The organism is Actinophytocola sp. (assembly GCF_050699935.1).
Classification (GTDB): Bacteria; Actinomycetota; Actinomycetes; order Mycobacteriales; family Pseudonocardiaceae; genus Actinophytocola.
This window is the reverse complement of the sequence record NZ_JBOHGB010000024.1, coordinates 1-26,801: the sequence shown is the minus strand read 5'-3', so window position 1 is coordinate 26,801 and position 26,801 is coordinate 1. Positions and strand designations below refer to the sequence as shown.

Below are 26,801 nucleotides of genomic sequence, written 5' to 3'. Positions count from 1 at the left end.
CCGTATAGCCCGCCGGTCACCCCGTATAGCCCGCCGGTCACCCCGTATAGCCCGCCGGTCACCCTCCGTACAAAGCGTGGAAGGACGCCTTCCAGACGTTGAACGTCAGCATGGCGTCCTTCCTGGCGTTACCGAAGGACGCGGAGTGCCGTGTCGGCGCGGGCGCGTTGTTCCCTGTCGCCGGACGCGGCCGCGTGATGGAGGGCGGCGGTGTGTGCCGCCAGGGCGGCGTCCATGTCGCCGGTCGCCAGGGACAGCTCGCCGAGGCCGTTGAGGATGAGCGCGAGCACCCGGCGGTTGCCGATCTCGCGCGCCATCGCGAGCCCGTGCTCCAGCCGCTCCCGTGCCGCCGCCCGCTCCTCCAGTGCGAGCAGCACCGCGCCGAGGTAGCCGAGCGCCTCCGCCTCGCCCGCGCGGTCGCCGATGTCCCCGAACAGCGTGAGCGCCTGCCGCAGGCACCGGCCCGCATGCTCGTGGCGGCCCGCGCGGTGGTGCACGATCCCGACGTTGCCCAGCGCGTTGGCCATGCCGACCGGGTTGTCCGCGTCGAGGTGCAGCGCGAACGACCGCTTCTGCAGCTCGACGGCCAGCATGTAGTTCCCCGTCTGCTCGTGCACCACGCCGAGGTTGCCCAGCGCGTTGGCCTGCCCGATCGGATCGTCCAGCTCCGCGTACCGGGCCTGCGCGTCGCGGAGGTGCTCGATCGCCAGGTCGAACCGGCCGGTCCGCTCGTACACCACGCCCAGGTTCAGCCGCGTCCACGCCGTTCCCGCGACGTCGCCGAGCTTGCGGTAGACCGCCAGCGCCTCGGTCAGCCTGCTGACCGCCAGCTCGTGTTCGTTGCGACGCCAGCAGATCAGGCCCAGCACGGTGAGCGCCCCGGCCAGCGCGGTGGGATCGGACCGGCGCCGGGCCGCGGTCGCGGCGAGGCCGGCGAGGATGTCCGCCTCGTCGTAGCGGCCGCTGGACTCCAGGTGCCGCCACACGGTCGCGGACAGCTCGATCACCGCACTGTCCGTGCCGGTGCCGGCGGCGGCGACGAGGTTCGGGATCTCGGCGGTGAGCCAGCGCCGCGCGGCCGCGACGTCGCCGAACACGGGCGCGTGCGGCCCGGCGCCCGCACCACCGCCGACCGGCGGCCGCTGGTGCCGCTCGTAGGGGTGGAGCAGGTCCATGGCGGCCGCGGCGCCGTGCCGGTAGTGGTCGAACAGCCTGGCCGACGCCGCCCGCCTCGCCTTCGCCGGGTCGACCGCGCCGGCTCGCTCGCCGGCCCACGCGCGCAGCAGGTCGTGCATCGTGAACCGGTCCTCGGTGATCTCGCCGACCAGGTGGGCGCGCAGCAGCTCGGCCACCGGCTCGCGGGCCCGTTCGACGCTCGTGCCGGTCAGCGCCGCGACGGCGGCGAGGTCCAGGCTCGGGCCGCGGTGCAGGCCGAACAGGCGCATGGTGCGCGCCGCGGCCGGCGTCAGCTGCCGGTAGGACCAGGAGAACACGGCCGACACGGCGGAGTGCGGGTCGTCGCCGGTGTCCAGCAGGTGCACGGCGCGCCGCTGGTCGGCCAGCTCGGTGACCAGCTCCGGCAGGGGAGTGTCCGGCCGGGCGGCGACGCGCTCCGCGGCGATCCGCAACGCCAGCGGCAGGCACGCGCAGCGGCGCGCGAGCTCCGCGATCGCCCCGGCGTCGGCCCGCTCGCCGATCAGCGCGCGCAGCAGCGCCTCCGACTCCGGCGGCGGCAGGACGTCGAGGCCGATGTGCCGGGCGCCGCCGGCGACCAGCGGGTCCAGCCGGTCCCGGCTGGTCACCACGACGACGCTCGGGCCGGGTCGCGGGGGGAGCAGCGGGGCGACCTGCTCGGGGTCGCGGGCGTTGTCCAGCAGGACCAGCAGCCGCCGACCGGACAGCATGGTCTGGAACAGCGCCGCCCGGCCGGCCAGGTCGGTGGGCACGCCGCGCCCGTCGACGCCGAGTGCGCGGAGGAAGCCGGCGAGCGCCTCGGCCGGTGGCACGGGTTCCTCCGGTGAGTAGCCGCGCAGGTCGACGTAGAGCTGGCCGCCGTCGAACCGGTCGGCGACCGAGTGCGCCCAGTGTGTGGCCACCGCCGTCTTGCCGACGCCACCGGTGCCGGACACCACCGCGACGGGATGCTCGCCACCGCCGTCGAGCAGTGCGTCCAGCGCCGCCAGCTCGGCGGTCCGGCCGGTGAAACACGCCGCGGCGTAAGGGAGTTGCCTCGGTACGGCGGGCGCGTCGAGGGACGGGTCCGCCGCCTCGATCCGGCTGGCCAGCCGGTCCAGCTCGGGGGAGGGGTCCAGCCCGTGCTCGTCCGCCAGCAGGTCGCGGCCCCGCAGGTACACGGCCATCGCGTCGGCGGGCCGTCCGGCGCGGTGCAGCACGAGCATCAGTCGCTGGCGCAGGCCCGAGCGCAGCGGGTGCTCCTCGACCAGCCGAGCCAGCTCCTCGACCAGCCCGGCCGGGTCGGCCGAGGGGTCGGCCAGCTCGAGGTCGATCAGCTGCTCGGTCGCCGCCAGTCGCTTCTCGGTGAGGCTTCGCCGGGCCTGGTCGACGAAGCCGGCGCCGATGCCGGCGAACGGGACGTCCCGCCACAGCCGCAGCGCGGCCCGGTAACCGGCGACGGCACGGGTGCGGTCACCGGCGTGGTCCGCTTTCCGTGCCCGCGCGAGCTGCTCGGAGAAGGTCAGCAGGTCCAGTGCCGCGGTGGCGAGCTCCAGCCGGTATCCCGACGACTCGGTCCGCAGGATTCGCCCGCCGCCGGGCAAGGTGCGGCGCAGCGCCGACACCAGGGTGTGCACCTGGGTCCGCACGGTCGCCGGCGGGTCGGCGCCCCACAGCTGGTCGATGATCTCCTCGGTGCTCACGACTCTGTTGGCGTGCAACAGAAGCAGCGCGACCAGCGTGCGGCGCTGCGGCCGGTCCACCGCCACCTCGGTGCCGCTCGCCCCACCGCGGCGGATCAGCAGCGGGCCGAGCACCCCGAACCAGGCGTCAGGTTCGGTCATCGCCGACCTCGATCCGTGCGGCGCCGTACCGCGCGACCAACCCGCCGAGGCCGCCCCGGCTCGTCACCACGACCGCGCACGACGCGGCCCCGGGCAGCAGGGGCCGCACCTGGGTGGTGTCCTCGGCACGGTCCAGCACGATCAGCACCCGCCGCCCGTGCACCAGGGAACGGAACAACGCCGCTCGTTCGTCCACATTGGACGGCAGGTCGGGGCCCGCGCCGAGCGTGTGCAGGAATCCGGCGAGGATCGCGGCGGGGTCGGCGGGCGCACGGTCCTCGGTGGCGCGCAGGTCCGCGTACAGCCGGCCGTCCGGGAACCGTCCGGCGGCCGCGTGTGCCCAGCGCACCGCCAGTCCGGACGCTCCGGTGCCGCGCACCACCACGATGGACGTCCCCCGGGTCAGGGCGCGGTCGAGCGCCGCGCCGTCCACGGTGTCGTCGGCGCTGCTGGTGGGCGGCGGCAGCCGGTGCGGATCGGTGGATTCGGCGGGAGATCCGTCCAGCGCCGGGTCGGCCGACAGGATCCGCTGCGCGAGCCGGTCCAACTCCGGACTCGCCCCGCCCATTGCCTGCCGGGCATCCCGGTACACGGCGATCGCCTCCGCGGCCCGGCCACCGCGGTGGAGCGCGAGCATGAGCAGCCGGTGCAGGCGTTCCCGGCCCGGATGGTCGGCGAGTGCCGCGGTGGCCGCGCCGACCACGTCCGCGTGCGCGCCGCGCGCCAGGTCCAGCTCGAGCAGCTCCTCCAGCGCGCCGACGTACCGCTGCGCCAGCTCGCGCCGCGCCTGGGGCACGAAGGCGGCGTCGATGTCGCCGAACGGCGTGCCGCGCCACAGTCCGGTCGCCGCGCGGTAGGCCCGCGCGGCGGCGTCCATGTCTGCGGCGGTCGCCGCGCCCTGGGCCCGGTCCAGCTCGTGGGAGAACCGCAGCAGGTCCAGCTGGTCCGGCTCGATGCGCAGCAGGTAGCCGGTGTCCTCCGTGCACAACAGGCGGTCCCCGCCCGGCAACACCGCCCGCAGGGCCGACACGAGCGCGTGCACCTGTGCCCGGGCCGTGGCCGGCGGCTGGTCGCCCCACAGCCGGCGCACCAGCTCGGCCGTGCTCAACGGGTGGTTCGCCCGCAGCAACAGGATCGCGAGCAGCGCGCGTCGCTGCGGCCGGCCGAGTGCCACGGGCGCGCCGTCGTGGTGCACCTCGAGCGGCCCGAGCACGGTGAACCGGAGCGCCGGCTCCGTGTCCCGCATGCCCACTCCTACCCAGGATCCGGCGAGCGAGCGCGCACCGGCGTGATCAGTCCGAGCCGCCGGGCCGAGCCGGCGGCTCGCCACCGATCACGGCATGGGCGGTGTCCGGCATGTCGCCGAACCAGAGATCGGTGTCCCACTCCTGCAGGTAGGCCGACGGCTTGCGCTCCCGATCGGAGTCGCGCCCGGGCGTGGCTCCCGGGGCGGCGGGGACCCCGTACCCGGTGGCGCCTCGCGGACCGGCCGTGCCCTGCGCCGCGACCGCGGGACCGGCACCGCCGGTGTGGAAGGGCATCGAGCTGGTGGTGCGGCCCGGGGCGGCGCCCCCACCGCCCCCACCGCCACCGTCCGGACGTCCGACCGGCCCCGCGTCGACGCCGGACACGCCGGGGCGAGCGCCGCCGGTGTCGGGCCGCGCGGCCGCGCCGGCCGCCGTCGTGACGCTCTCGTCGCCGACGTCCGCGGTGAGCCTCGGCGGGCCGGAGAACACCGGCTGCTGCGCGGCGGCGGACTCGAGCAGCCGGTCGTACTTGGTCATCACCTCGACCGCCTCGGCCTTCGCCTGCCGGCTGTCCCGCTGCTGGGCCATGGACTGCGGCACCGTCACCGGCATGGCCTGCGGGTCGGCCAGCCACGCCCGGGACTGCGCCTCCAGGTCGAACGGGACCGGTTCCGGCATGGTGTCCCGCGCCTGGGCCGCCGCATTGGTCTGCCGGCCGAGCTGGTGGCAGACCAGCTGCGCGCTGCGGCTCGTGCGGCCGCTCCACGTGCTGACGGCCAGCGTGTAGCCGCGCGCCATGTCGGCCGCCTCGCCCTGCCACACCGCGTCGGTACGCGTGACGTGCTCGCGCAGCCGGTCGCTGAACCGGGCCATCGCGTTGGCCAGCTTCGACCACGACTCGGACATGTCGCCGACCTGGCTCGGCACGAGCCCCTCGGTCACCATCCGGTGCAGCTGCTCGTGCTGGTAGCCCTCGTAGACCGCGGTGGACACGGGCGCGTCGTCGCGGAACTCGGCCCCGTCGGTCAGCTCCCGGCGTGCGGCGCGCCAGTCCTCGGTCGCCCGCCGCATGGCCTCGCGCAGGCTGAGCCCGTGCTCGGTCCGGTACTCGTCGCGCAGGGTGCGCCAGTGCGTGTACCGCTCGTGCTCGTCGGGCTCGTGCTGGTCGGACATGGCGTCACACCGTCCCCTCGATCCGCCGGAACGTGCGGGCCGTCTCGTCCTCCTGCGCCACGTACTGGTCGGCGGCCGCCCGGAAGGCACGTGCGCACTGCCGGCACACGGTCTCCAGCTCGTCGATCACGTCGCGGAACGAGTCGGCCGCCTCGCGCTGGTACGCCGAGACCCGCCCGGCGTACGGCCCGGTGCCCAGCTGCGGCCGCTGCCCCGCGGTCAGCAGGCCCACCCTGATCCAGTAGATCTCCTCGACCATGTCGTCGTAGGCCTTGGCGATGCCCTTCGCGCTGTCCGGGTCGATCACCAGCTGGCCGCTGTCGGCCAGCGTCAGCAACCTGGTGGCATCCGCGGTCATCCGCCGCAACGAGCCCCGGTCGAGCTCGCCGCCCTCGCCGAGAACCCGTGCCTGCGCGTCGCCGACGGCGTCGTCGACGGCGTCGGTTCCCGTGTCCGTCCCCGTGTCCATCACCGACTTCCCCTCGGCCGCTGAGTCGTGTTGTCGCACCTTAGCCGCCCGTCAGACGGCCGATCGGGCGAACCGCACAATGGTTTCGGACAGCGAACCGGCCATCCGCGCGTTGTCGCCCGGCAGGTAGCTGGTCCAGAACCTGCCATCCGGCCCGGGGCTCGTGGTGGTGAAGTGCCGGACCGGGCCGCTCGCCGGGTCCAGCGTGTCGAACCAGGTCATCGGTGGCAGCTCGGTCCGGTGGCCGTCGCGGCCCGCGATGACCGGGGTGAACATGCCGCCCCGGACGACCGGGTTCGCGAAGATCCGGTCCACCATGTCCTGCCCGGCCGGGCGGTCCTCGCCGACCGGCGTCAGTACCTGGACCCCGTCGTCGGCCCCGTCCCGCGTGCGGGTCGGTGCGGGGGTCGGCGGCGCGATCGGGCCGGGCACCCGGATCGACTTGCCGCTCGCCGCACGCGTGCGTGGCAGCAGGTCGACGAGCGTCGGGACGGCCGCGCCCGGATCGAGCACGGCGAGCACGAGCTCGGCGCCGCGCTGGACCGCGCACACCCCCGTGCGGTCGGTCCACGCACACCGCGCGACCAGCAGCCCGTCCTCCAGCCGGCCGACGGCCAGCACCGCGTAGGGGGCGTCGGCGAGCGTGCCCAACGCCGCGGCGAGCTCCCCGTCCGGCGCCCCGTCCCGAAGCAGCCCGCGGTCGCCGAGGTCGTCGTGCACAGCGCGGAGGAACCGCTGCCGCTGCGTCTGGTTGGCGTACGGGTAGTCCGGCTCGAACGGCTGCGGCGGCGTACCGAGCCCGAGCTCGGCGAACAGCACCGTGACCGCCGGCAGCGACAGCGACCACGACCGCGAGTACGACACCGAACCCCCTACCGACACGCCGATCCCACTGCCGATCCCTACTGCGAAGAACGTAGCCAATGCCGCCTATGCGCCGGCTATGCGTCGCGTGTAGTCGCCGCATAGGCCGATCCGTGGACCATCCACCGGACATTCCACACCAGACGGATCGGGAAGGGGAAGCGTGGTGGACGGATTCGGCGTCGAGGTCGACGAGCTGACCGCCGTGGCGGCGCGGGTCGACGGCGCGGTGGCACCGGCCGGCGATGTCCGGCTGGGCATCCGCGGCGGCGCGGCCTACGGCGGGGCCGGCATGCAGCGGGCGGTGACCGAGTTCTGCGCGACCTGGCAGCTCGCACTCGCCCGGCTGGTCGAGCGGGGCCAGGCCGCCGGCGCGACGCTCGCCGTGGTCGCCGGGGCCTATGCCGACGGCGAGGACACCGCGCGCCACACCGTGACCGGCCCCATGAAGGCGGACTGACGCGATGACCGGCCCCGTGCCAGGACAGCCGCTCGCCCGGCTCGGCGAGACCACCGATCCCGCGGCCCTCGTCCCCGGCGACCCCGACCTGGTCGACGCCGACGCCGCGGCCCTGACGCTGTACCAGGAGGTGTTCGGCACCGTCGCGGACGACCTGGCGGCCGTCCGCGTGCCGGGCTGGTCGGGCGTCGCGGCCGACGCGTTCCGGGCCGCGCTCGGCGGCGAGGTGCCCCACTGGACACACGCGACCGACGCGATGGGCGCGGCCGCCGGTGCGCTCACCGACTACGCGGGCGAATTGCGTGCCGCCCAGCTCATCGCCGCCCAGGCCATCCAGGTGTGGGCGCAGGGGGAGTGGGCCACCGCGGCGGCCGTGGCCGCGTACCGGGGCGCGGTGGCCCAGGCCAACGCCGCCGGCCGGGCCGACCTCGTCCGCCCGTTCACCGACCCAGGCGACCCGCTGCGCCGGGAGGCCGAGGAGATCCTCGCCCGTGCCCGCGAGCAGCTCGCCGCGGCGTCGGTGACGGCGGAGGGCGCGCTGGCCGACTGCTCGGGCCGCGACCCCGGCGCTCCGCCGTGGCTGTCCGACTCGGCCGACAGCGCCGCCCGCTACCTCGACGAGCACGGCACCGGCGACCTGTCCGGCTCGTGGGACGCCGGGCACCTCGGCTGGGAGGACAGGCGCACCCACGGCGACCGCGCCGACTCCGGCCCAGAGCCGCGCGAGTCGCGGGTCGACGTGGGGCTCGGCGAGTGGGAGGCAGAGGCGAACCTGTACGAGGAGCGGGCGAGCGGCCGGACCAGGATCGGCTCGGTGGACGTGGCCGGCACGGCCGAGGCCGAGGTCGGCAGCGACAGCTCGGCGACGCTCTCGGCCGGCTCGGACGGCGTGCACGCCGAGGTACGCAACCGCACGGGCGCGAGCGCGACGGTCACCGGCACCGCCGGTGTGCCGAGCATCGGGGTCGGCGGCACCGGAGAGGTCTTCGCCGGAAGTGACATGGGCGCGGAGTTGTCGGTCGGGCGCGACGGTGTCGACGTCGGCGGCGACGTGTTCGTCGGCGGCAAGGCCGGCACCGAGGGGCACGTCGACGTGGCCGGGGTGCAGGCCGGGGGCAACGTCGAGGGACGAGCGGGCTTCGGCGCGGACGCCCACGTCACCGCCGGGGTCGAGGACGGCAAGCTCGTCATCGACGCCGCCATCGGCGCCGCGTTCGGCCTCGGCCTCGGCTTCGGCGGGGAGGTCACCGTCGACGGCACGGAGTTCGCCGACACGCTGGTCGACGGATCGACGGCGGTGCACGAGATGGGCGAGGCGATGACCGACCCCGGCTCGCTCACCAACGTGACCGACGGCGCGGGCACGGACACCGGCGGCGGGTCGGAGGGCCTCATGGGCCGGATCGCCGGGGCGGTGTTCGGATGACGAACAGCCCCGTGCACCCCGAACTGCCGTTCCCCATCGAATGCCGGCTGCCGCAGGGATGGCGGGCGGTCGCACCACACGTGATCGGCGCCCCCGACGCCGCGTTCGTCGCGCTGCGTCCGGAGCCGGGTGCGGAGTTCACCCCGAACATCACGGTCGGCGGCGAGCACCGGCCGGCCGAGGTGGCGCTGCCGAACCTCGCGGCGGAGTCCGCGGACCGGTTGCGGCGCTACGGGCAGGTGCGCGTCGACGCCCGGGCCGAGGTGGGCAGCGTCCGGACGCCGGGGTTCGTCCAGGCGTTGACGCTGACCACGACCGTCGACGGCGAGCCGCGCCGGCTGGCGCAGCGGCAGGTGTATGTGTCCACACAGGACACCGCGGACCCGGCCCGGCGAGCGGTGGTCGAGCTGGTGCTCACCACGAGCGCGGACCGGATCGACGAGGTGCTCGAGGACTTCGTCGAGTTCCTCCGCTCCGTTCGGTCCACTGTGGACGATCGCGGCGACGCGGGTAGGCGGGCGGAGACGCTGCGCGTCGCCGCGCAGGCCGACTCCGCGCCGGGCGAGCTGCGTGCGCTGGCGGTGGCCGTACGCGAGGGGCGTACGAGCTGGACCGAGCTCGCCGAGGGCGGCGCCGCCCACGTGCCGGAGGTTCGCGAGCTGCACGCGGCGTTGGCGGAACGCACGCGGCGGCTGCGCCAGGAGTGGAACGTGCCCGGCCCGCGCTCCGCCGCGACCAGGGCCGGCGGGGACAGGGCCGACGAGGACTTCGCTCCGGACTGGCACGCCGTCCGCAAAGACCCATGGTGACAAGGAAACAGGGAGAGGGACATGACCAGCACACGCATGAAGCTGCTCGCCGCGGTCGGCGCGGTGGCCATCACGGTGACCGCCTGCGCGGCCGAGGACGGGGAGGCCACCTCTCCGGCCGCGGAGCGGGAACCGGTTGCCACCCCGACCGAGCAGAGCGCCGCGCCGACCTCGTCGGAGGAGGCCTCGACCGAGGCCGGGGAGATCACCCCGCCCGGAACCGAGCTGAAGGTGGGCGAGACGGCCGTGGTGCGCTACCGCTTCGCCGGCAGTGTCGAGAACACGGTCGGCATGACCGTCACCGCCATCGAGGAGGGGGACCAGGCCGCGTTCACCGCGAAGTTCGGGCCGAAGAGCAAGGGCTACCGGCCCTACTACATCCGGGTCACCATGGAGAACCTCAGCGGCACGGAGATGCCCGGGGTGAGCGGTCCGCGGCTGCGCGCACTCGGCCCGGACGGCCGGACCACCGGCGCGGTCCTCGTCGGCGACCTCGACGGGTGCGAGAGCGAGTCCGCGCCACGGGACTTCACGACCGCCGGCGCCACCTTCGAGACCTGCGTGCTGCAGGCCTCGCGCGAGGGTGAGCCGGTCACCGGCGCCGAGTACGACGACGATGACGCCGGCTACGCCGACGATCCGATCTCCTGGACCACGTGACGTTCGTCTAGGCCGAGCGCCGGTCGAGCACGGAGTTGGCTCAGTGGGTGCGGAGTCTCGGCGGCCGCCCGCAGTCGCTGACCGAGGGCGCGTGCGGCGTGCTGGAGCTCGGGGCACCGCACGATCCGGAACGGCGCCGGGACCGTCGCGAGCCGCTCGGCGTACCAGCCCGGGTTGCTGGTACTGCCGACCAGGCGGCAGGTCCGCGCGTCGAGCGGTTCGAGCCGGCCGATGGCGCGGGGGACGCATGGCGCAGGTCGGCGGGCGGGTCGATCGGGTCGTCGAGCACCTCGACGCTCCGGGCCCGGTCGATCCGGTATGCGCGGCGTGCGCCCGCGGGTGGGTTCGGCACAGCAGGTACCACCGGCCGTGGCGGACCACGACGGCCCGGCCGTTGCCTGTCCCGCAAGGTCGCCGGCGGGGTGGGTCGCGGTCGAGCCGCGAACGGCGTGTCCCAAGCCGCGTACCGCCCGCGTGCTCGAGGCGTACCCGATGATCACCCAGCCCGGCAAGGAGATCACCTGGGGCGAGCCGCACGTCGGTGCCCGCCAGGGTCTTCACCGACGTCTTCACCGACGCCGGCTTCGAGGAGGTCGGTCATCCCACGGCCAGGCGGGTGGTCGTGTGGGTCGACCTCCGTGCCTGAGGGCCGGTCAGTCCGGCTCGTAGGTGGCCAGGACGCAGGCGACCGGTGGGTCGAGGCCGAGGGTCTCGACGCGGGTCCTGGTGAAACCCGCCCGGGTGAGCAGGTCGTGCAGTTCCAGGGCGGCCCGGGCGGTGGTGTCCCGGGTCGCGCCGGGGCAGCGGGGTTGGGACGCGAGCGCGATGCGCCCGCCGGGCCGCAGCAGGCGCCGCAGCTCGTGGAGCCGTGCCACCGGATCGGCCCAGAACCCCACGGAGTTGACCGCGAGGATGGCGTCGAGCGGCTCGCCGAAGCGTGGCAGGTCGTCCACTGTGGACTGAATCAGCTCGACGCGGCCGGCGCGGATCGCGGCCCGGTTGCGCCGGCTCGCCTGGCGGACCATGACCGCCGACCGGTCGATGCCGTAGACGCGGCCTCGGGTGACGCGGTCGGCGAGCCCGGCGATCGCCAGGCCGGGGCCGAAACCGATCTCCAGCACCCGGTCCGCGGGCCGCACGTCGAGCAGCGACACCACCCAGCCGTTGCGCTCCCGGTTGGACCGGCGATGGGCCATGACCCAACCGGCCATCCGTCCGGCGACGCCTCGGGGATGACCGAACTGCCGCACCAACCCGCCGATCGCCCGCCGCTTGAGGCCGGTTCCTGTCGTCGTCACGATCGCCAGTCAACGGCTTCAAGTACGCTCGAAGTCAAGATGTCCGAACAGCAGTTGACCATCGGCGAGCTGGCACATCGCACCGGAGTCGCCACGTCCGCCCTGCGCTACTGGGAGAACATCGGCCTGCTGCCGGCGCCCGCCCGGGTCTCGGGTCAACGGCGCTACCCGCCGTCGGCCATCGGGCTGGTCGGCGTCATCCTGCTGATGCGAGACGTCGGCTTCACCCTGCGCGAGGTCAAGGCGCTCCTAGCGGCCCACTCGTCGGCCGACGACGGTTGGCGGGAGCGGCACGAACGCAAGCTCACCGAGCTCGACCGGCGGATCGCCCGGGCCCAGGCGGCGCGCACCGCCATCGCCCACGCCCTGGCGTGTCCGCACGAGGACATCTTCACCTGCCCCAACTTCGACGCCGTGGTGGCGGCACGCCTCGGCGGCGCGTCCCTGGAGCGGGCCCACTCCCACTGACTCTCACCGACCCGACACCGCTCGGGCCTCAGCTCGGCTCGTCGACGTTCAGTTCGACGAGGTAGCCGACGAGGGAGAGGCCGTCGCGGTCCGGCTGGTACCCCGCCACGGCCTGGACGGGTTCGATCACCGTGGATTCCGCGACCGGGTAGTGCGTCCAGGGGTCTTCGCCCGGCTTCGGGGCGGAGTGGCAGCGGACGACGCGGACCGACCGGACCGACCCGGTCACGCGGGGCGTCTCCTCGGCGTCATGGTGCTCTTCGTGGTGTGTGACGGCCTGCGCCTCGTCCGGTCCGAGGATGGCGCGCAGCCCTTCGGTGTTCGGCGGTTTGAGCGACCAGGTCACGACCGAGCCGACCTCGAAGGGGTCGCCGCAGCAGGTTTGCTGCCATTCGTCCAGCCACACGATCGCGCGCACGGCGAACGTTTCTACCCGCTCGCTCGACGCGACGCACGAGGTTTGGCCAAGGTGGCCGGTGGGCCGCCGTGGCGACGGCCCACCGGCTCGTCGTCGGTCAGCGAATGGGGATCCTCTCGACGTCGACCATGACGTCGGACTGTTGGTTGGGTGGGTTGTTGCCGGGTGTGTTGGGTTCGGCGAAGCGGGCGTCGGTCCAGCACGGGATGGCGATTCCCCTGCGGGTGTCGAGTCCGTTGTAGTCACCGATGAACACGCCGAGCCGGAACGCCAGGTCGGGGTTCCATGCCTGCTCGGAGACCCGTCGCGTGGTGAAGCTCGCGGCGTGGTCGGTCGACACCGACAGGGAGGTGTCGATCAGCTTCGGCCCGCTGTAGCGCCGGTCGAAGTAGGTCACCGCGACGACGCCGTCCGGGGCCACCGACAGCCACGGGAACCACTGATCGTCCACGGATCCCTCGGTGAGGTTGCGCGGTCTGCTCCAACTGCGCCCCGCGTTGGTCGACGTGGTGACCAGTACGTCGGTGTTGGTGTCGGCCGCGGTGCCGTTGCGGTTGTCCGCGAAGGTGAGGTAGAGCCGCCCGGTCCGGGGGTCGAGGTCGATGTTGCCGGCGGCGTTGGTCCTCGCGCACATCAGGTCGAGGGTCTGGCTCCCTTCACAGATCGGGTACTTGTCGGCGCCGTCGAACACGTCGGTGACGAACCGGGGCCGGTCCCAGGTCGCGCCGCCGTCGGTCGACCGCGCGAGGAGGTACTGGCTTCGCTCCGTGCTGTTCACGTTGAAGTTCTGGAACGCCACGTACAGCCGGCCGGTGCGCGGGTCGACCACGGGCACCGAGAACTGGTCCTCGTCGCACGCCCCGTCCGGGTCGCCGGTCTGGAACGCGCAGCGCGGCGCCGAGCCGGAGACCTCGACCGGCTCCGACCAGTGCCGGCCCTGGTCGTCGGAGTACGCGACCACGATCGGCGACTCGACGAACCCGGTGCCGCCCTCGTCGAAGTCGAACCTGGTCCAGGTGACGTAGAGGCGGTCCGGGCTCACGAAACCCTGATCCGTCCCGGGTACCAGCGGCACTCCCGGCGGCCGCGGCCCGGTGGTCATCCATTCCTTGTCGTGGAAGATGCGGCAGTCCTCCGGGCCGCCGTTGTGCACGACGATCCCGTCGCCCGGGGTCGTCTCGGTGCCCGGCGCCACGTCGTCCGACGGAACCGTCCACGTCACGCCGCCGTCGGTGGAGCGGCTCACCGCGATGTAGGAGTCGCAGTTGGCGCGCCCGAACGCGATGAACGACGCGTAGGCCACCCCGGCCCGGTCGAACGCGAGCACCGGGTCGCCGGTGCCGTACATGATCCGGTCCGGCGTGACGACCTGCCGGGCGTGCCCGCTGTGCGGCCAGGTCCGGCCGCCGTCGAACGACACGTAGACGCCCATCGTCGAGTCGACCCCGGGCTCGTAGTCGTTCGACCCGGCGATCACGTTGTTCGGGTCGGTCGGGTTGATCGCGATGGCGGTCTCGTTCGCCGGGAGCCCCGCGCCGCTGCCGAACTGGTCGCTCGGGTTCGCCTTGTTGTCGCCGTTCGCCTGGATGTCGTCGGACGCGACCCGGGCGGTGACCCGGGCGTTCCGATCGGCCGTCACGCCTCGCTCGGCCGACATGAGGTCGCGGTCGGCGACCCCGGAGAGTTGCGGGCGCCCGGGCCCCGGCTCGTAGCCGAACCGGCCCGATGGCGCCGCCTGAGATGTCGTGCCGGCCAGGGTCACCACGGCCCCGGCCAGAATGAGGACGGCTCCCGCCGCCCACAGCCGACTCATCTTCATGCCATTTCACCTCGTGATCAACGAAATGTGGCTGGCAGAGCGGACCCCGCCGGAAGCTACTCCCGCCCGGCGAACCGGTCCATAGCCCAAAAGAGCGCCCTCGACGGCCACGACCGGCGTGGCGGTCGGACACCGGAACCGGCCGTCACCGCGACGCGAGCAGCGCCGACATGGTGACGGCGACGAGGCGGTCCACGGCCTTCAGCGAGGTCGCCGCGGTCGCGCCGGTCAACGCGTGCAGGCAGAAGTTCGTCAGCTCACCGGGCGAGACGTCGTCGCGGACGTCGTCCCGGCGGGCACCTTCGGCGAGCAGGTCGCGGACCAGGTCGTGGAGGAGCTTCGACGCGTGCCCGACGTGATCGTGCCGGTGCAGCATCGCCGCGAGCTCGGACCCGTGGTGCGCGCGGATGCGGTGCAGGTGGCGGGCGTAGGTGGTCAGGACGGCCTCGAGACCCTCGCGTGGATCGGCGGCCCGATCCCGTACCTCCGCGAGGAGATCCAGGTTGCGGGTGACCTGCCGCTCGTGCCAGGCGACGAGGATCGCTTCGGAGTCGGGGAAGTACTTGTACAGCGTGGCGCGGCCGATGCCGGTGTGCTCGGCCACCCGGGACATCGTCACCGCGCGGAGGCCGTGCTCGGCGACCAGTGCCCCGGTGGCGTCGAGCGCGGCGTCGCGAACCGCACGCCGGTGGGCGTCGATCGTGTTGTTCCACAACCTGGGCACCGGCCGAGCGTACATGTGGTTGTGGACGAATACAGTACGTCTTGTCAATGACAGAGTGTCTCGATAAAGTGCGCGGCATGACCGAGGACGGGCATGCGCCCCGCTGGGTGAAGGTGACCGGGATCGTGGTGGCCGCGCTCGCGGTGCTGGCCGTGGTGGCGCTGCTCTTCGGCGGGGAGCACGGTCCCGGCCGGCACGCGCCGGACGTAGAGCAGTCGGTCGACCTGGGATGACACCTGTGATGACACAGGGGCCACGACTGCGCCGGTTCCTCCTGGTCGTGCACGTCACGACGTCGGTCGGCTGGCTCGGCGCGGTGCTCGCGTTCCTCGGGCTCGCCGTGGTCGGCCTGACGAGCGCGGACGACGGGACCGTGCGCGGTGTGTACCTGGTGATGGCGCCCGCCGGCCGCTACGTGCTGATGCCGCTCGCCGTGGCCTCACTCGTGATCGGGATCGTGCAGTCCCTCGGCTCCAGGTGGGGGCTGGTCCGGCACTACTGGGTGCTGTTCAAGCTCGTGATCACGGTGATCGCGACGCTCCTCCTGCTGCGCTACCTGGCGACCTTCGACGCGCTGGCGGCCGCGGCGGCGGACCCGGACACCGACCTCGCCGACGTCCGATCCGCGTCGCCGCTCCTGCACGCCACGCTGGCGCTGCTCGTCCTGCTCGCCGCCACCGTGCTGGCCGTGTACAAGCCGCGCGGCGCCATCCGGTGGCGGCGGACCACTTAGCCGCGAGACCACCGCGTGCCGGGCTCACTCATGGCCGCACACCACGTCGACCAGAGCCGGGCGGCCCTCGTCGAGCACCGTCCGTGCGGCGCGCCGGACCGCGTCCTCGACGAGCGCCGGGTTGTCCACCGGACCCTCGGCGTGCCAACCGAACGAGCGCGCGACGGCCGCGAAGTCCGGGGCGGGGTGGTCGATCTCCATGCCGAAGAACGCGTTCTCCCCAGGGGTTCCGCGCACCTGCGCGAGCCGCTCCTGGTGGTCCCAGTCGCCGACGTAGCCGCGGTTGTTGACCATGACGACGAGCAGCGGGATCTCGTGGTAGGCCGCCTCCCACAGGGCACCGAGGTCGTACATGAGGTCGCCGTCCGGCTGCAGGTCCACCACCAGCCGGCCGGATCCCTTGTGCGCCAAGGCGACGCCGAGCGAGATGCCGAACTGGGTGGCCGTGCCGAGGCTGATGCCCGGGTGCCGGTACGGGCGGTCGAAGTCCCACAGCCGCAGCGCCCAGTCCTTGGCCGTGCCGGCGCTGAGCACCCAGTCGTGCTCGCGCACCACGTTCCAGACCGCGCACGCCAGGCGGGCGGAGGTCACGGGGGAGTCGTCCCAGCGCTGCCGGGCCTGCGCCCACCACGCCTCGCGGGTGCGGTGGTGCATGTCGCCGAGCGCGATCCGCCAGCGGGCCCGTGCGTCCCGGCGGGCCGGGTGGGCCGCCTCGCGCTCGCGGCACAGCTCGATCAGCTGCGGGAGCGCCACCGTGGTGTCCGCGGTGACCTGCAGGTCGAGCCGGTGCATGCCCATGAAGTCGTGCGACCAGCTCGACGTGCTGACGTGGCCCAGCCCGAGGTCGGCGACCTTCGCGTCCGGCGCGATGCGGGACTGGAAGGTCCGGTCGGTCTTGTTGAGCGTCGTCGTGGGCTTGCCGTAGTCCTTCACGTCCAGGAACACCACGGCGTCGGCGTCCTCGAGCGCGGTGGTGCCGGTGGCGTTCAGCGGGTGGTGGCTGGGGAAGTTCAGCCTGATGTGCGTGTCGATCACTCCTGCCCCCAGCGACTCGGCCAGCTCGACCAGCTGCCCCATCGCGTCCGGGGAACGGCCGGCGTAGCCGGGGACGAGCACCGGCCGCTCGGCGGTCACGAGCAGCTCGGCGAGCTCGGCGAGGGCGGCGGGGTCGGCGCCGAGCCGCGACGGGATCGGGTTCGCCGTGATGGCGGGCGGTTCGATGTCCGCCGTGAGCGGATCCTCCTGGACCGTGGTGTCGAACGCGAGGTACACCGGCCCCTGCGGCTCGCTGACCGCCACCCGGTAGCCGCGGGCGACCGACTCGTGCACCGACCCGACGGTGGCCGGTTGGTCGTCCCACTTCGTGAAGTCGCGGACCAGGTTGCCCTGCACGTTGGACACGTGCAGCCAGTCGATGCTGGGCCGGCGCCGCTCGTAGGCCATCGGCCCGGCTCCGCCGAAGAGCATCACCGGCACCCGGTCCACATAGGCGTAGTAGATCCCGAGCGTGGCGTGCAGCAGCCCCACGGTGTCGTGCACGATGCAGCCCGCCGGCTCGCCGGTCACCTTCGCGTAGCCGTGCGCGATGCCGACCGCGATCTTCTCGTGCGTGCACACGATCATCCGCGGGTCGTTGGCGCCGTAGTTCACGATCGAGTCGTGGATCGCGCGGAACGAGGAACCGGGGTTCATCGTGAGGTAGCGCAAACCGTGCGCCCGCATCGCGTCGACGATCACGTCCGAACCGAAACGTCGCGGTCCGCGGCCGTCGCGCAGCCTTCCGGCGTAGCTCACGTGGTACCTCCTGACACAGGGCTTCCGGACACAGCGCTTCCGGACACGGTGCTTCCGGACAGGGTGGACGGTGCGAACAGCTCGTCGACGGAGAGCGGACGGGCCAGCAGGCCCTGCTCCTCGCCGTAGCGGATCAGTGTCGCCAGGTCGTGCCGGTTCGGCTCGACGCCGTAGGGCCAGAAGTCCTCGCCGAGCACGGCGCGAACCTCCGCGAGGAAGTCGGTGAGCCAGGGGAGCGTGACGGGCAGCGCGCCGGGGGCCTCGAGCTCGCGCAGGCACAGGTCCTTCGCCTCGCCGAACGCGTCGAGGAGCGACCTGGCGAGCCACGGGTACGCCTCGTGCACCTCACGCCGCAGCGCTACGCAGTGCATGATCGGGAAGTTGCCCCGGCGTAGGTAGTAGTCGCGCTCGGCAGACACGTGGTCGGCGAACAGGCGCCGGACCCGCGGGTCGCCGCGCTCGAAGGAGCGCGGGGGCAGCGCCGCCATGAGCGCGTCGATCTCGCCGGACGCCAGCATCTCGTCGAGCGTGCGGTCCTCCGGCACGGGCTCGATATGGATACCGGGGCGGATCCCGGGTACGTCGAGCCGGATCCGTTCGGTGCCGCCCGGCGTGTTCAGCCCGCCCGTGAGCCAGTGGACGTCCTGCGCGCGGACGCCGTGGTCGTCGGAGAGCATGCCGCGCATCCAGATCGCCGCGGTCATGTGGTAGTCGGGCACGCCGATCCGCCGGCCCTTCAGGTCCTCCGGCCACTCGATCCCGCTCGCGGTGTTCGTCCAGATGAAACCGTGCCGGAAGTAGCGCGAGGTGAACACCGGGATCGCGACGAACGGGTTCTCGCCGGGATGGCCGGCGCGTGCGGCGAGCGTCAGGTAGCTGCCGAGCGACATCTCCGAGACGTCCCAGCGGCGGAACCGGACCTGCTCGTGGAAGATGCGGTGCGAGGGCATGACGGTGTGCTCGAGGACCACGCCGGCGGGCACGACCCGGCCGTCGCGCAGCGGGCGGACCCGGTCGTAGTCGCCGCAGGCGAACGTGATCCGCACGGGGGAGCGGGCCATGTCAGTTCCGCCTCTCCGGAATTACATGTGTTGGTTGCGTTGGGTTTGTCTTGTCCGGTTTGGTGCGTACTTGTGGCTGGGTTGCGTCCCGGTCCCCTTAGGTGCGGTTGGTAGACACGTGGTTCTTCTGCGGTCATCTTCGTGTCAGTCTTTTTGCAGGAACAGTTCGTCGGGTAGTTCGGTGCCCAGGCCCGCCGCGGCCGCCAGCTCGTAGGCGCGGCCGGCCAGCCCGGCCAGCTCGACCCCTTGCAGGCCACCGCTGGACAGGCCCTGCGCGCCGCCGCCCGCGAGGTCGCTCAGGAAGGTGATCTCGTCGTCGGTGGTGCGGCCGAGCGGTGTCCCGCTCATCCAGTCGACGCACGCCACGTGCCGCCCGGCGAAGGGCGCCCCCGCGCCGCCGCCGCGGGGGATCGCGGCGCGCTCCTCCTCCCGCCCGGCCACGTAGCACATCGTGTTGAGGTGGATGGCGAAGTTGTCGTCCTGGTAGCCGCCGAGGTTCAGCGGCGTGGGCTGCTCGGCGAGGTGCCCGACAGTCGTGATCCGCTCCCGGGCGGAGGCGTGCAGCTCCCGGTTGGACACGTTGCACACGAACATGCCCGGTCGCAGGTGCTCGCCGAACAGCACGGGCGGCAGCGAGTTGGTGCATGTGGACACCACGTCCGCGCCGTCGAGGGCTTCCTCGGGCCCGGTGGCGGGCTCGGCCGGCAGGCCATCCGCGCGCAGCTCGGCGCAGTAGGCCTCGACGTGCTCGGGAGTGGGGCAGTAGACCTTGATCCGGGTCAGCGGCAGCACCGTCGCCAGCGCGCGGGCGTAGCTGCGGGCGAAGCCGCCGGCGCCCAGCATCCCCAGCACCGCCGAGTCCGGGCGGGCCAGGTAGCGGGCACCGAGACCGGCGAGTGCCGAGGTGCGGACGTACCGAAGGTGGCCGTCCTGGATGATCGCGACCAGTGCCGCGTCGCTCGTGCGGAACAAGAGGACGAACCCGCCGTAGTGGCCCGGTGTGGAGTAGTACGCGGACAGGCGGCGGGCGCCGTCGACCACCGGCCAGTGGATCACCTCGGGCTTGACCCGCAGCGCGTAGTAGCCGCCGCTCACCACGCCGTCGGCGGTGGTGAACCGGGCGTACTCGCCGGCCGTGCCGGCCGGGGCGAGCACGTCGACCCGGGGGCGGCGGGCCGCCTCGCCGGCGGCGAACGCGGCGAGGCTCCCGTAGAGCGCGTCGATGGCGTGCGGGTAGTCGAGCACGGCACCGAGGTCCTCGTTCGTCAGCACCCGAACCACAGTCGTTCTCATTTCGCTCGATGAATTTTGTGCGCGATGTATTCGGTCGTGTGCCGTGCGTGGACAATCGAACAGGACTGTGCGAAACGTGCGGTTGGAAAATTTCCGGCACGCTCGTGGGTGGCGTGTCCGGCTCGATTTCCGAGCGCTCCGAATTTTCGCCTCCGGCACCGTGCCCGGCCCGCGCGCCGGGCCAAAGAAGTAGTAGACAAGGCGGCCATCGTACGCCACTATCGTACATAGTACGGCACGCTGCACGGTAGGACAACCCAGATCATTGCGATCAGGCTATCGACCTGCTGTTATGTCTACACCCGGATGTGGTCGGGAACGTTTCAGAATGTTGCGAGAACGGGAACCGGGATGGTCTTGACGGTGACCTTGCGGGCGCTTAGCCTGCTGAAACTTCGGATGCGAAATCCTGCACTTTGGATCCGAGATTCAACTCCTGACCACCCCGGGCTGTCGTTGACGACCGAGCGGAGAGGAACGGCCGCGTGACTTATCAGGATTTGCGGGATTGGATCGACAAAGTCGAAGAACTTGGCGAGCTGCGGCGGATTTCGGGAGCACATGTCGATGACGACGTCGCGCCCATCACCGATGTCGCCGAGCACGCGATGGACGGTCCGGCGGTCCTGTTCGACCGGATCCAGGGCTTCGAACCCGACCACCGGATCCTCGTCAACCCGATCAGCTCGCTCAACCGCGTCGCGCTCATGGTCGGCTTCCCCACCGGACTGTCCAAGGCGGACTACTGCGACCTGTGGCGTACCCGGCTCCAGGACCTGCCCGACGTGCCGCCGAAGGTCGTCACCGACGGCCCGCTGCTCGAGAACGTCTTCGCCGACGACCAGGTCGACCTGCTGAGGTTCCCCGTGCCGCGCTGGCACGACAAGGACGGCGGCCGCTACATCGGCACGGGCGACGCGGTGATCTGCCGGGACCCGGACGGCGGCTGGGTCAACATCGGCACCTACCGCGTGATGGTCGTCGACGAGCGGCGGGTGTGCGTCTACACCGCACCCGGCAAGCACGCCACGATCTTCCGCGACAAGCTATTCGCCGAGGGCAAGCCGATGCGCGTGGCGATCTCGGTCGGCCAGGACCCGCTGATCCTACTCGCCGGCGGCACCCAGGTGCCCTACGGCAAGTCCGAGTACGGCTACATCGGCGGGCTGAAGGGCGAGCCGGTGGAGGTGCTGGAGGGTGACTACACCGGGCTGCCGATCCCCGCCCGCGCGGAGATCGTCCTCGAGGGCGAGATCTCCCCCGCCGAGAAGCACCGCGAGGCGCCGTTCGGCGAGTGGCCCGGCTACTACGCCAGCGGCGAGCGGATGGAGTACGTGACCACGATCCACCGCGTCTACCACCGCAACAGCCCGATCATGACCGGCACGCCACCGGCCAAGCCGCCGACCGGCAAGCACACCGCGCTCGGCACCATCCGCGCGGCCCGGATCCGCGAGGAGATCCGCAAGGCCGGCATCCCGGAGGTGCAGCACGTCTGGCTCCACGAGTGTGGCAGCCGGTTCCTGGTCGCCGTGTCCATCAAGCAGCGATACCCGGGGCACGCCACGCAGGTCGGGCACGTCGCGGCCATGTGCCAGGGCGGGGCGTACATGGGGCGCATCGTGATCGTCGTCGACGAGGACATCGACGCCTACAACCTGAATGACGTGATGTGGGCGGTCTGCACCCGCAGCGACCCGGCCACCGATGTGTCGATCATCAAGCGTGCGTGGAGCGACGAGCTCGACCCGATGGTCCCGCCGGGACAGAAGAAGAACCCGTTCACCTCGCGCATGATCATCGACGCGACCCGGCCGTGGGAGTGGCGCGAGCAGTTCTCCGACGTCGTCGAGCTGACCCCCGAAGTCCGCGAGGCCACGCTGCGGAAGTGGGGACCGACGCTGTTCGGCTCCACCGGCGCCCCGGCCTTCGGCTAGCGCGCCCGAAACCCCGAACTCCACCCTCACGACCCCGCGGAGGCGGCCCGTGTACTGGAACGACATGAGGGAATTCCTCGAGCACCTCGACAAGAAGGGCGACCTCGTCACCGTCGGCAAGCCGGTGAGCACCAAGTGGGAGATCGCCGCGTACATCCGCAAGTCCTCGGACACGGGCGGCCCGTGCTTCGTGTTCGACGACGTGGTCGGGCACCCGGGGTGGCGGGCCACCGGCGCCATGTACGCGACCCCGGGGCGGGTGCTCGACGCGCTGGACGTGCCGATCGAGCAGGTGACGCGGCACTACCTGGAGGCGATCCAGAACCCGATCCCCTGGGAGGTGGTGGACGGCGGCCCGGTCAAGGACGTCGTCGTCACCGGGGACGACGTCGACCTCGCCACCGTCCCGGTGGTCACTCACTCCGAAAAGGACGGTCCGTTCATCACCGCCGGCGTGCAGGTCGCCCGGGACCCGGACACCGGCGTGCACGGCCTCGGCATGCACCGGATGGAGGTGTTCGGCCGCGACCGCCTCGGCCTGTGGGCACCCAACGAGCGGCGCATCGGCCGGGCGCGGCTCAAGCGCGCGGAGCGCGGCGAGCGGCTGGAGATCGCGGTGGTCATCGGGCCGGACCCGTGCACGGTGCTGGGTGCGTGCGCGCGGGTCCCGCACGACCAGGAGAAGTACGCGATCGGTGGGGCGCTGCTCGGCGGCCCGCTCAAGCTGACCCGCTGCGAGACGATCGACGTGCTGGTGCCGGCGAGCGCCGAGTGTGTCATCGAGGGCTACATCGAGCCGGGCGACACGCAGACCGAGGCGCCCTTCGGCGAGTTCCCCGGCTGCTACGGCGGCCGGATGCAGGTGCCGGTCATGACCGTCACCGCGATCACCCACCGCCGCGACCCGATCTTCCAGACCGTGCTCACCGGCTTCCCGGTCACCGAGGACCACCTCCTCAACTGGGTGGCGATGAACGCCGTCGTGTACTCCGACGCCAAGCGGGTCAGCCCGGGCGTGATCGACGTGACGGTCAAGGGCAACTACGTCTACGAGGCCGTGGTGAAGATGACCAAGCGGCACCAGAGTGAGCCGTGGAACGTGATGTCGGCGGTGCTCGCCGGCAACGCGCAGGCGAAGTACTGCGTGGTGGTCGACGAGGACGTGAACATCTTCGACGACCGCGAGGTCAACTGGGCGGTCAACACCCGCTCGCAGCCGGCGACCGACGTACACATCTTCCCCGTGATGGTCGGCGCGCCGCTGGACCCGTCGGCCCCGCTCGTGCGGCAGACCTCCAAGATGGGCACCGATGCCACGAAACCGCTCGGAGCGGAGGCGCTGCGCTACGAGAAGGTGCTCGTCCCCGGTACCGACGAGGTCACCTGGTAGCCCGCTATGGGTGAGGACGCGAGGATCAGCTCCGGCGAGCTGTGGATCGAGCAGCGGCAACTGGTCGACCAGGTCGTGGAGAAGCTACGCGACGCGATCACCCGGGGCCACTTCGAACCCGGCCAGGTGATCCGCCAAGCGGCCCTGGCCGACCGGATGGGCGTGAGCCGCACCCCGCTACGCATGGCCCTGAGCATCCTGACCAGCCAAGGCCTGTTACAACGCAACGGATCCCGCGGCTACGTCGTCGCCGGCTACTCCTACCGAGGCGCGCTGGACCTGTACAAGCTGCGGGAGCTGGTGCTGTGTCACGTGTGCCGGCTGGCCGCCGAGCGCATCACCGACCAGCGGCTCGCCGAGCTCGGCCGGATCGTCGAGGAGTCCGAGCGGTTCGTCGAGGCCGGGGACTGGCCGGGCTGGCTCGGGTCGAACGAGATGTTCGGCGGCTGCATCGCCAGGGCCTCCGGCGTGCCGCTGCTGGAGCAGTTCCTGGAGACGATCGGCATCCAGGCGCGGGTGTTCCAACCCACCCTGCTCGCCAGCACCGGCGACACCCAGGCCCGGCTCACCGTCGCGGCACGCGAGCACCGGGCGATCTACGACGCCATCCGGGCTCGGGACCCGAAGGCCGCCGAGCGCGCCGCCCGCACCCACGTGGTGAACTCGCGCAAGCGGTTCGAGGCGGCACACCGGATGTCCGATCGGGACGAGGTGGCCCGATGACCGGGGCGGCGCTGGGCGCCGGGGCGCGGGCCAGGACCCGCCTGCCCGCGTGGCTGATCCGGGTCATCGCCTGGGTCACCGTCCTGGTCGCATGGCAGCTGATCGCCGCGCGGATCGACCCGAGGTTCTTCGCCACCCCGATCGCGACCGTCAAGGCGTTCGTGATCCTGGTGCAGAGCGGCGACCTGCACGAGGCGTTCCTCAGCAGCGCCCGGAGCCTGTTCGCCGGCTTCTCGTTCGCGGTCGCGATCGGCGTGACCGTCGGGCTGTTGATGGGCCGCTACCGGTTGGTCGGTGCGGCGCTGGACCCGTATGTGAACGCGTTGTTCCCGACGCCGCGCATCGCGTTCATCCCCCTCGTGGTGCTGTGGTTCGGCCTCGAGTTGCAGGCGAAGGTCATCGTCGTCTGCCTGATGTCCGTGTTCCCGATTCTGATCAACACCTATGTGGGCGCCCGCGACGTCAGCGGTTCGCTCGACGAGGTCGGCCGCTCGTTGTGCGCGACGGAGCGCATGATCCTGCTGCGGATCTTCCTGCCGGCGACGCTGCCGCACATCCTGGCCGGGGTCCGGCTCGGGCTCGGGCAGGCGGTCGGCGGCATGGTGGTGGCGGAGATCCTGCTCGCGTTCGGCGGGCTGGGCAGCCTGATCACCGCCTACGCGCGGAGCTTCCGCCCCGACTACCTGTTCGCGACGATCCTCGTCCTGGTCATGCTCGGGGTCGGGCTCACCTTCCTGGTGCAGTTCGTCGAACGGCGGCTGTCCCGGGTGAACATCGAGGTGATGGACCAATGACGCCCCCTGTGTCGACCTCAAGATCAAATCAGACCGAGCGCTTCCCAACCGCACCTCAGGGGACCGTGACGCAACCCAGCTACAAGCACGTGACCAAGCAGAATCGTTCGTTCTTCAACGGAACCAACACATGGAATTCCCCTGTGTCGACCTCAAGATCAAATCAGACCGAGCGCTTCCCAACCGCACCTAAGGGGACCGTGACGCAACCCAGCCACAAGTACGTGAACAACCGCACCCTTCGCTGGAACGGAACCAGCACATTGAATTCCGGGGAGGCGGATCAGTCATGACCGCGACGTACCCGGTGACCCGGCCCGGGCAGCGGACCCCCGCCGTGCGGCGATCCCGCAGGCCGGGCAGCGCGCAGGTGCGGTGGGTCGTGCGGATCGTGTCGGTGACGCTGGTCCTCGGCGTGTGGGAGGTCGTCGGCAGGCAGGTGAGCCCGCTGTTCCTGCCCTCGCCGTCGCACATCCTCGAGGGGATGGTCGATTCGGTGGTGAGCGGCGAGCTGCCGCGGGCAGCGGGCTCGTCGCTCGGGACGTTCGCGATCGGGTTCCTCATCTCCGCCGTGCTCGGCGTGCCCATCGGGTTGGCCATGGGCCGGTCGCGCGTGGTCGAGCACACGCTGGACAGCTTCGTCTACGCGCTCTACGTGGTACCGACGATGGCGTTCGTACCGCTGCTGGTCCTGTGGTTCGGCAACGGCACCGTGTCGAAGCTGATCATCGTGGTGAGCGTGGCGACCTTCCCGATCATCATCAACACCTACGTCGGTGCCAAGAACATCGGTCCGTCCATGATGGACATCGGACGGTCGGTGTCGGCCGGTCCGTGGAAGAACTTCGTGTCGATCGTCGTCCCCGGGTCGCTGCCGTTCATCCTCGCCGGGCTCCGGCTCGCCATCGGCCGGGCGCTGAGCGGCGTCGTCGTGGGCGAGCTGTTCACCGCCATCAGCGGTCTCGGCGGGCTGCTGATGACCTACAGCAACCAGCTGCGCACCCAGCTGGCGTTCGGCCCCGTCGTTGTTCTGATGATCTTGGGGATCAGCTTCACCGCGCTGCTCCGGTTCGTCGAGTCGCGGGTGGTCGCTTGGAAGGAAACCGAGCGGCACAGCGACGAACGCTAGTCAGACTTCCTTTCGAGAAAGAGAAAAGTCATGAAATTCGAGACTGCCAGGTCTCGCCGGGACGTCCTCAAGATCGGACTGGCGCTCGGCGCGGTTCCGCTGCTGGGCGCGTGTGGCGACGACGCGGGCGCGGCCGGCGAGGGCGGGCGCATCGCCTGGCGCAGCGGCACCATCAGCCCGACCATCCCCGACGGGTTCACCCTCATGTGCGACAAGAAGGGCTATCTCTCCGAGGCGGGCCTCGACGTCGAGTTCACCTCGGCCAACGGCGCCGAGCTGGTCCGGGCCGCGGTCGGCTCCCGGCTCGACGTCATCCTGCTCGCCCCGGGCACCGGCTTCGCCGCCAACGAGAACGGCGCCGATCTGAAGCTGGTCGGCGTGCCGTGGAACAAGGTGCGCGACTTCATCTTCGCCAAGAAGGAGATCGCCGATCCGGCCGACCTAGCGGGCAAGCGGATCGCGATCCAGGCGCCCAACACCTCGTCCGCGATCCTGGTGAACGCGGTCCTGGAGCAGTACCAGATCGACCCCGGTCAGGTGAGCATCGTGCAGTCCGGCGGCGACTCGGAGCGGATGGCCGCGCTGCTCAGCGGCCAGGTCGACGCGGCGCTCGGCGGTGTGGAGAACATCCCGATCATCGACCGGGACCCGAAGCTCCACAGGCTGGTCTCGCTCGCCGACATCGTGCCCGACGTGCTCGGCTCCGGCTGGTTCGCCACCGCGGGGATCATCGAGGAGCGGCCGGACGACCTGACCAAGGTGCTCACGGCGTACACCAAGGGCATGCGCTACGCCCTCGACCACCTTGACGAGGCGACGGCGCTGGCGATGGAGCGGCTCAAGAGCGCGGCGGAGGACGAGCCCGACGTGGCCGAGGCCATCAAGGCGCACCGCGACCTGAAGATCATCAACCCGGATCTCGGTTGGACCGACAAGCAGGTCGAGGCTACCCAGGAGCTGAACGTCGCGATCCAGGCCCAGAAGGCGGTCATCCCCGCTGCCGACGTCACCGACACGTCCTTTGTGGACAAGGTGATCGCCGAGCTCAAGACCTACTCCTGGTAGCCGTCGCGGATGACGGCGTGGTGGCGGCGC

The 26,801-nt window shown here is 71.9% G+C and carries 26 protein-coding genes; 13 read left to right on the top strand and 13 right to left on the bottom strand.

Features of this window, described 5'->3' with window-relative positions; all coding sequences use genetic code 11:
• Positions 1-128: 128 nt before the first annotated feature.
• The 5 genes from ACRDTB_RS11315 to ACRDTB_RS11295 are packed head-to-tail and all read right to left on the bottom strand — an operon-like array spanning position 129 to position 6,770.
• The gene (locus ACRDTB_RS11315) at positions 129-3,017 is read right to left on the bottom strand and encodes a tetratricopeptide repeat protein (protein ID WP_431430036.1); all 2,889 of its coding nucleotides are present in this window, start codon (positions 3,015-3,017) and stop codon (positions 129-131) included.
• Positions 3,004-4,263: an AfsR/SARP family transcriptional regulator gene (locus tag ACRDTB_RS11310; protein WP_431430035.1), complete on the bottom strand. Its 1,260-nt coding sequence runs from the start codon at positions 4,261-4,263 to the stop codon at positions 3,004-3,006. The genes ACRDTB_RS11315 and ACRDTB_RS11310 overlap by 14 nt, the downstream gene beginning before the upstream one ends.
• Positions 4,264-4,309: 46 nt before the next feature.
• The gene (locus tag ACRDTB_RS11305) at positions 4,310-5,437 is read right to left on the bottom strand and encodes a PPE domain-containing protein (RefSeq protein WP_431430034.1); all 1,128 of its coding nucleotides are present in this window, start codon (positions 5,435-5,437) and stop codon (positions 4,310-4,312) included.
• Between the two features lie 4 nt (positions 5,438-5,441).
• Positions 5,442-5,906 carry a hypothetical protein gene (locus ACRDTB_RS11300; RefSeq protein ID WP_431430033.1) on the bottom strand — a complete coding sequence of 155 codons (465 nt, stop codon included), beginning with the start codon at positions 5,904-5,906 and terminating at the stop codon, positions 5,442-5,444.
• A gap of 51 nt (positions 5,907-5,957) precedes the next feature.
• Entirely contained in the window at positions 5,958-6,770 is an 813-nt protein-coding gene (locus tag ACRDTB_RS11295; protein ID WP_431430032.1) for an ESX secretion-associated protein EspG, read from the bottom strand.
• A 166-nt stretch (positions 6,771-6,936) separates the two neighbouring features.
• Between ACRDTB_RS11295 and ACRDTB_RS11290 the strand changes: the two genes are divergently transcribed.
• The 4 genes from ACRDTB_RS11290 to ACRDTB_RS11275 are packed head-to-tail and all read left to right on the top strand — an operon-like array spanning position 6,937 to position 10,125.
• Positions 6,937-7,230, top strand: a complete 294-nt coding sequence (locus ACRDTB_RS11290) for a hypothetical protein (protein WP_431430031.1) — start codon at positions 6,937-6,939, stop codon at positions 7,228-7,230.
• A 4-nt stretch (positions 7,231-7,234) separates the two neighbouring features.
• Positions 7,235-8,656 (top strand): putative T7SS-secreted protein, encoded by a 1,422-nt coding sequence (locus tag ACRDTB_RS11285; RefSeq protein WP_431430030.1) that lies wholly within the window; start codon positions 7,235-7,237, stop codon positions 8,654-8,656.
• A complete protein-coding gene (locus tag ACRDTB_RS11280) occupies positions 8,653-9,465 on the top strand; it encodes a hypothetical protein (protein ID WP_431430029.1) in 813 nt (270 codons plus the stop codon). The genes ACRDTB_RS11285 and ACRDTB_RS11280 overlap by 4 nt, the downstream gene beginning before the upstream one ends.
• Before the next feature lie 21 nt (positions 9,466-9,486).
• Positions 9,487-10,125: a hypothetical protein gene (locus ACRDTB_RS11275; RefSeq protein ID WP_431430028.1), complete on the top strand. Its 639-nt coding sequence runs from the start codon at positions 9,487-9,489 to the stop codon at positions 10,123-10,125.
• 653 nt (positions 10,126-10,778) lie between these two features.
• On the opposite strand, the gene ACRDTB_RS11270 is transcribed toward ACRDTB_RS11275, so the two are convergent.
• The gene (locus tag ACRDTB_RS11270; RefSeq protein WP_431430027.1) at positions 10,779-11,423 is read right to left on the bottom strand and encodes a class I SAM-dependent methyltransferase; all 645 of its coding nucleotides are present in this window, start codon (positions 11,421-11,423) and stop codon (positions 10,779-10,781) included.
• 39 nt (positions 11,424-11,462) lie between these two features.
• On the opposite strand from ACRDTB_RS11270, the gene ACRDTB_RS11265 reads away from it, so the two are divergent.
• On the top strand, positions 11,463-11,891 hold the full coding sequence (locus ACRDTB_RS11265; protein WP_431430026.1) for a MerR family transcriptional regulator: 429 nt from the start codon (positions 11,463-11,465) through the stop codon (positions 11,889-11,891).
• A gap of 28 nt (positions 11,892-11,919) precedes the next feature.
• On the opposite strand, the gene ACRDTB_RS11260 is transcribed toward ACRDTB_RS11265, so the two are convergent.
• The 3 genes from ACRDTB_RS11260 to ACRDTB_RS11250 all read right to left on the bottom strand — a co-directional run bounded on the left by ACRDTB_RS11260 (position 11,920) and on the right by ACRDTB_RS11250 (position 14,852).
• Positions 11,920-12,309: a DUF6578 domain-containing protein gene (locus ACRDTB_RS11260; RefSeq protein WP_431430025.1), complete on the bottom strand. Its 390-nt coding sequence runs from the start codon at positions 12,307-12,309 to the stop codon at positions 11,920-11,922.
• 97 nt (positions 12,310-12,406) lie between these two features.
• Positions 12,407-14,128 carry a sialidase family protein gene (locus ACRDTB_RS11255; RefSeq protein WP_431430024.1) on the bottom strand — a complete coding sequence of 574 codons (1,722 nt, stop codon included), beginning with the start codon at positions 14,126-14,128 and terminating at the stop codon, positions 12,407-12,409.
• A gap of 145 nt (positions 14,129-14,273) precedes the next feature.
• Complete coding sequence (locus tag ACRDTB_RS11250) at positions 14,274-14,852, bottom strand: TetR/AcrR family transcriptional regulator (RefSeq protein WP_431430023.1); 579 nt, start codon at positions 14,850-14,852, stop codon at positions 14,274-14,276.
• 77 nt (positions 14,853-14,929) lie between these two features.
• Here ACRDTB_RS11250 and ACRDTB_RS11245 point away from each other — a divergent pair, with 77 nt between their 5' ends.
• The gene (locus ACRDTB_RS11245) at positions 14,930-15,085 is read left to right on the top strand and encodes a hypothetical protein (RefSeq protein ID WP_431430022.1); all 156 of its coding nucleotides are present in this window, start codon (positions 14,930-14,932) and stop codon (positions 15,083-15,085) included.
• 8 nt (positions 15,086-15,093) lie between these two features.
• Positions 15,094-15,585, top strand: a complete 492-nt coding sequence (locus ACRDTB_RS11240) for a DUF2269 domain-containing protein (RefSeq protein ID WP_431430021.1) — start codon at positions 15,094-15,096, stop codon at positions 15,583-15,585.
• 24 nt (positions 15,586-15,609) lie between these two features.
• On the opposite strand, the gene ACRDTB_RS11235 is transcribed toward ACRDTB_RS11240, so the two are convergent.
• The 4 genes from ACRDTB_RS11235 to ACRDTB_RS11220 form a co-directional block, all read right to left on the bottom strand.
• Positions 15,610-17,379 carry a thiamine pyrophosphate-binding protein gene (locus ACRDTB_RS11235; RefSeq protein WP_431430020.1) on the bottom strand — a complete coding sequence of 590 codons (1,770 nt, stop codon included), beginning with the start codon at positions 17,377-17,379 and terminating at the stop codon, positions 15,610-15,612.
• A complete protein-coding gene (locus tag ACRDTB_RS11230; protein WP_431430019.1) occupies positions 17,376-18,440 on the bottom strand; it encodes an ABC transporter substrate-binding protein in 1,065 nt (354 codons plus the stop codon). The genes ACRDTB_RS11235 and ACRDTB_RS11230 overlap by 4 nt, the downstream gene beginning before the upstream one ends.
• Before the next feature lie 144 nt (positions 18,441-18,584).
• Entirely contained in the window at positions 18,585-19,712 is a 1,128-nt protein-coding gene (locus tag ACRDTB_RS11225) for a hypothetical protein (RefSeq protein WP_431430018.1), read from the bottom strand.
• A 344-nt stretch (positions 19,713-20,056) separates the two neighbouring features.
• Positions 20,057-20,338 carry a hypothetical protein gene (locus tag ACRDTB_RS11220; RefSeq protein WP_431430071.1) on the bottom strand — a complete coding sequence of 94 codons (282 nt, stop codon included), beginning with the start codon at positions 20,336-20,338 and terminating at the stop codon, positions 20,057-20,059.
• Between ACRDTB_RS11220 and ACRDTB_RS11215 the strand changes: the two genes are divergently transcribed.
• The 6 genes from ACRDTB_RS11215 to ACRDTB_RS11190 all read left to right on the top strand — a co-directional run bounded on the left by ACRDTB_RS11215 (position 20,219) and on the right by ACRDTB_RS11190 (position 26,771).
• Positions 20,219-21,670, top strand: coding sequence for a UbiD family decarboxylase (locus ACRDTB_RS11215; protein ID WP_431430017.1), 1,452 nt, complete (start codon positions 20,219-20,221; stop codon positions 21,668-21,670). The two genes, ACRDTB_RS11220 and ACRDTB_RS11215, sit on opposite strands and share 120 nt — an antisense overlap.
• 64 nt (positions 21,671-21,734) lie before the next feature.
• Positions 21,735-23,060 carry a UbiD family decarboxylase gene (locus tag ACRDTB_RS11210; RefSeq protein WP_431430016.1) on the top strand — a complete coding sequence of 442 codons (1,326 nt, stop codon included), beginning with the start codon at positions 21,735-21,737 and terminating at the stop codon, positions 23,058-23,060.
• A 6-nt stretch (positions 23,061-23,066) separates the two neighbouring features.
• Entirely contained in the window at positions 23,067-23,783 is a 717-nt protein-coding gene (locus ACRDTB_RS11205; protein WP_431430015.1) for a GntR family transcriptional regulator, read from the top strand.
• Complete coding sequence (locus tag ACRDTB_RS11200; protein WP_431430014.1) at positions 23,780-24,577, top strand: ABC transporter permease; 798 nt, start codon at positions 23,780-23,782, stop codon at positions 24,575-24,577. Before ACRDTB_RS11205 ends, ACRDTB_RS11200 begins: the two co-directional genes overlap by 4 nt.
• 289 nt (positions 24,578-24,866) lie before the next feature.
• Complete coding sequence (locus ACRDTB_RS11195; RefSeq protein WP_431430013.1) at positions 24,867-25,706, top strand: ABC transporter permease; 840 nt, start codon at positions 24,867-24,869, stop codon at positions 25,704-25,706.
• Positions 25,707-25,736: 30 nt separating this feature from the next.
• Positions 25,737-26,771 carry an ABC transporter substrate-binding protein gene (locus ACRDTB_RS11190; RefSeq protein ID WP_431430011.1) on the top strand — a complete coding sequence of 345 codons (1,035 nt, stop codon included), beginning with the start codon at positions 25,737-25,739 and terminating at the stop codon, positions 26,769-26,771.
• Positions 26,772-26,801 lie beyond the last annotated feature (30 nt).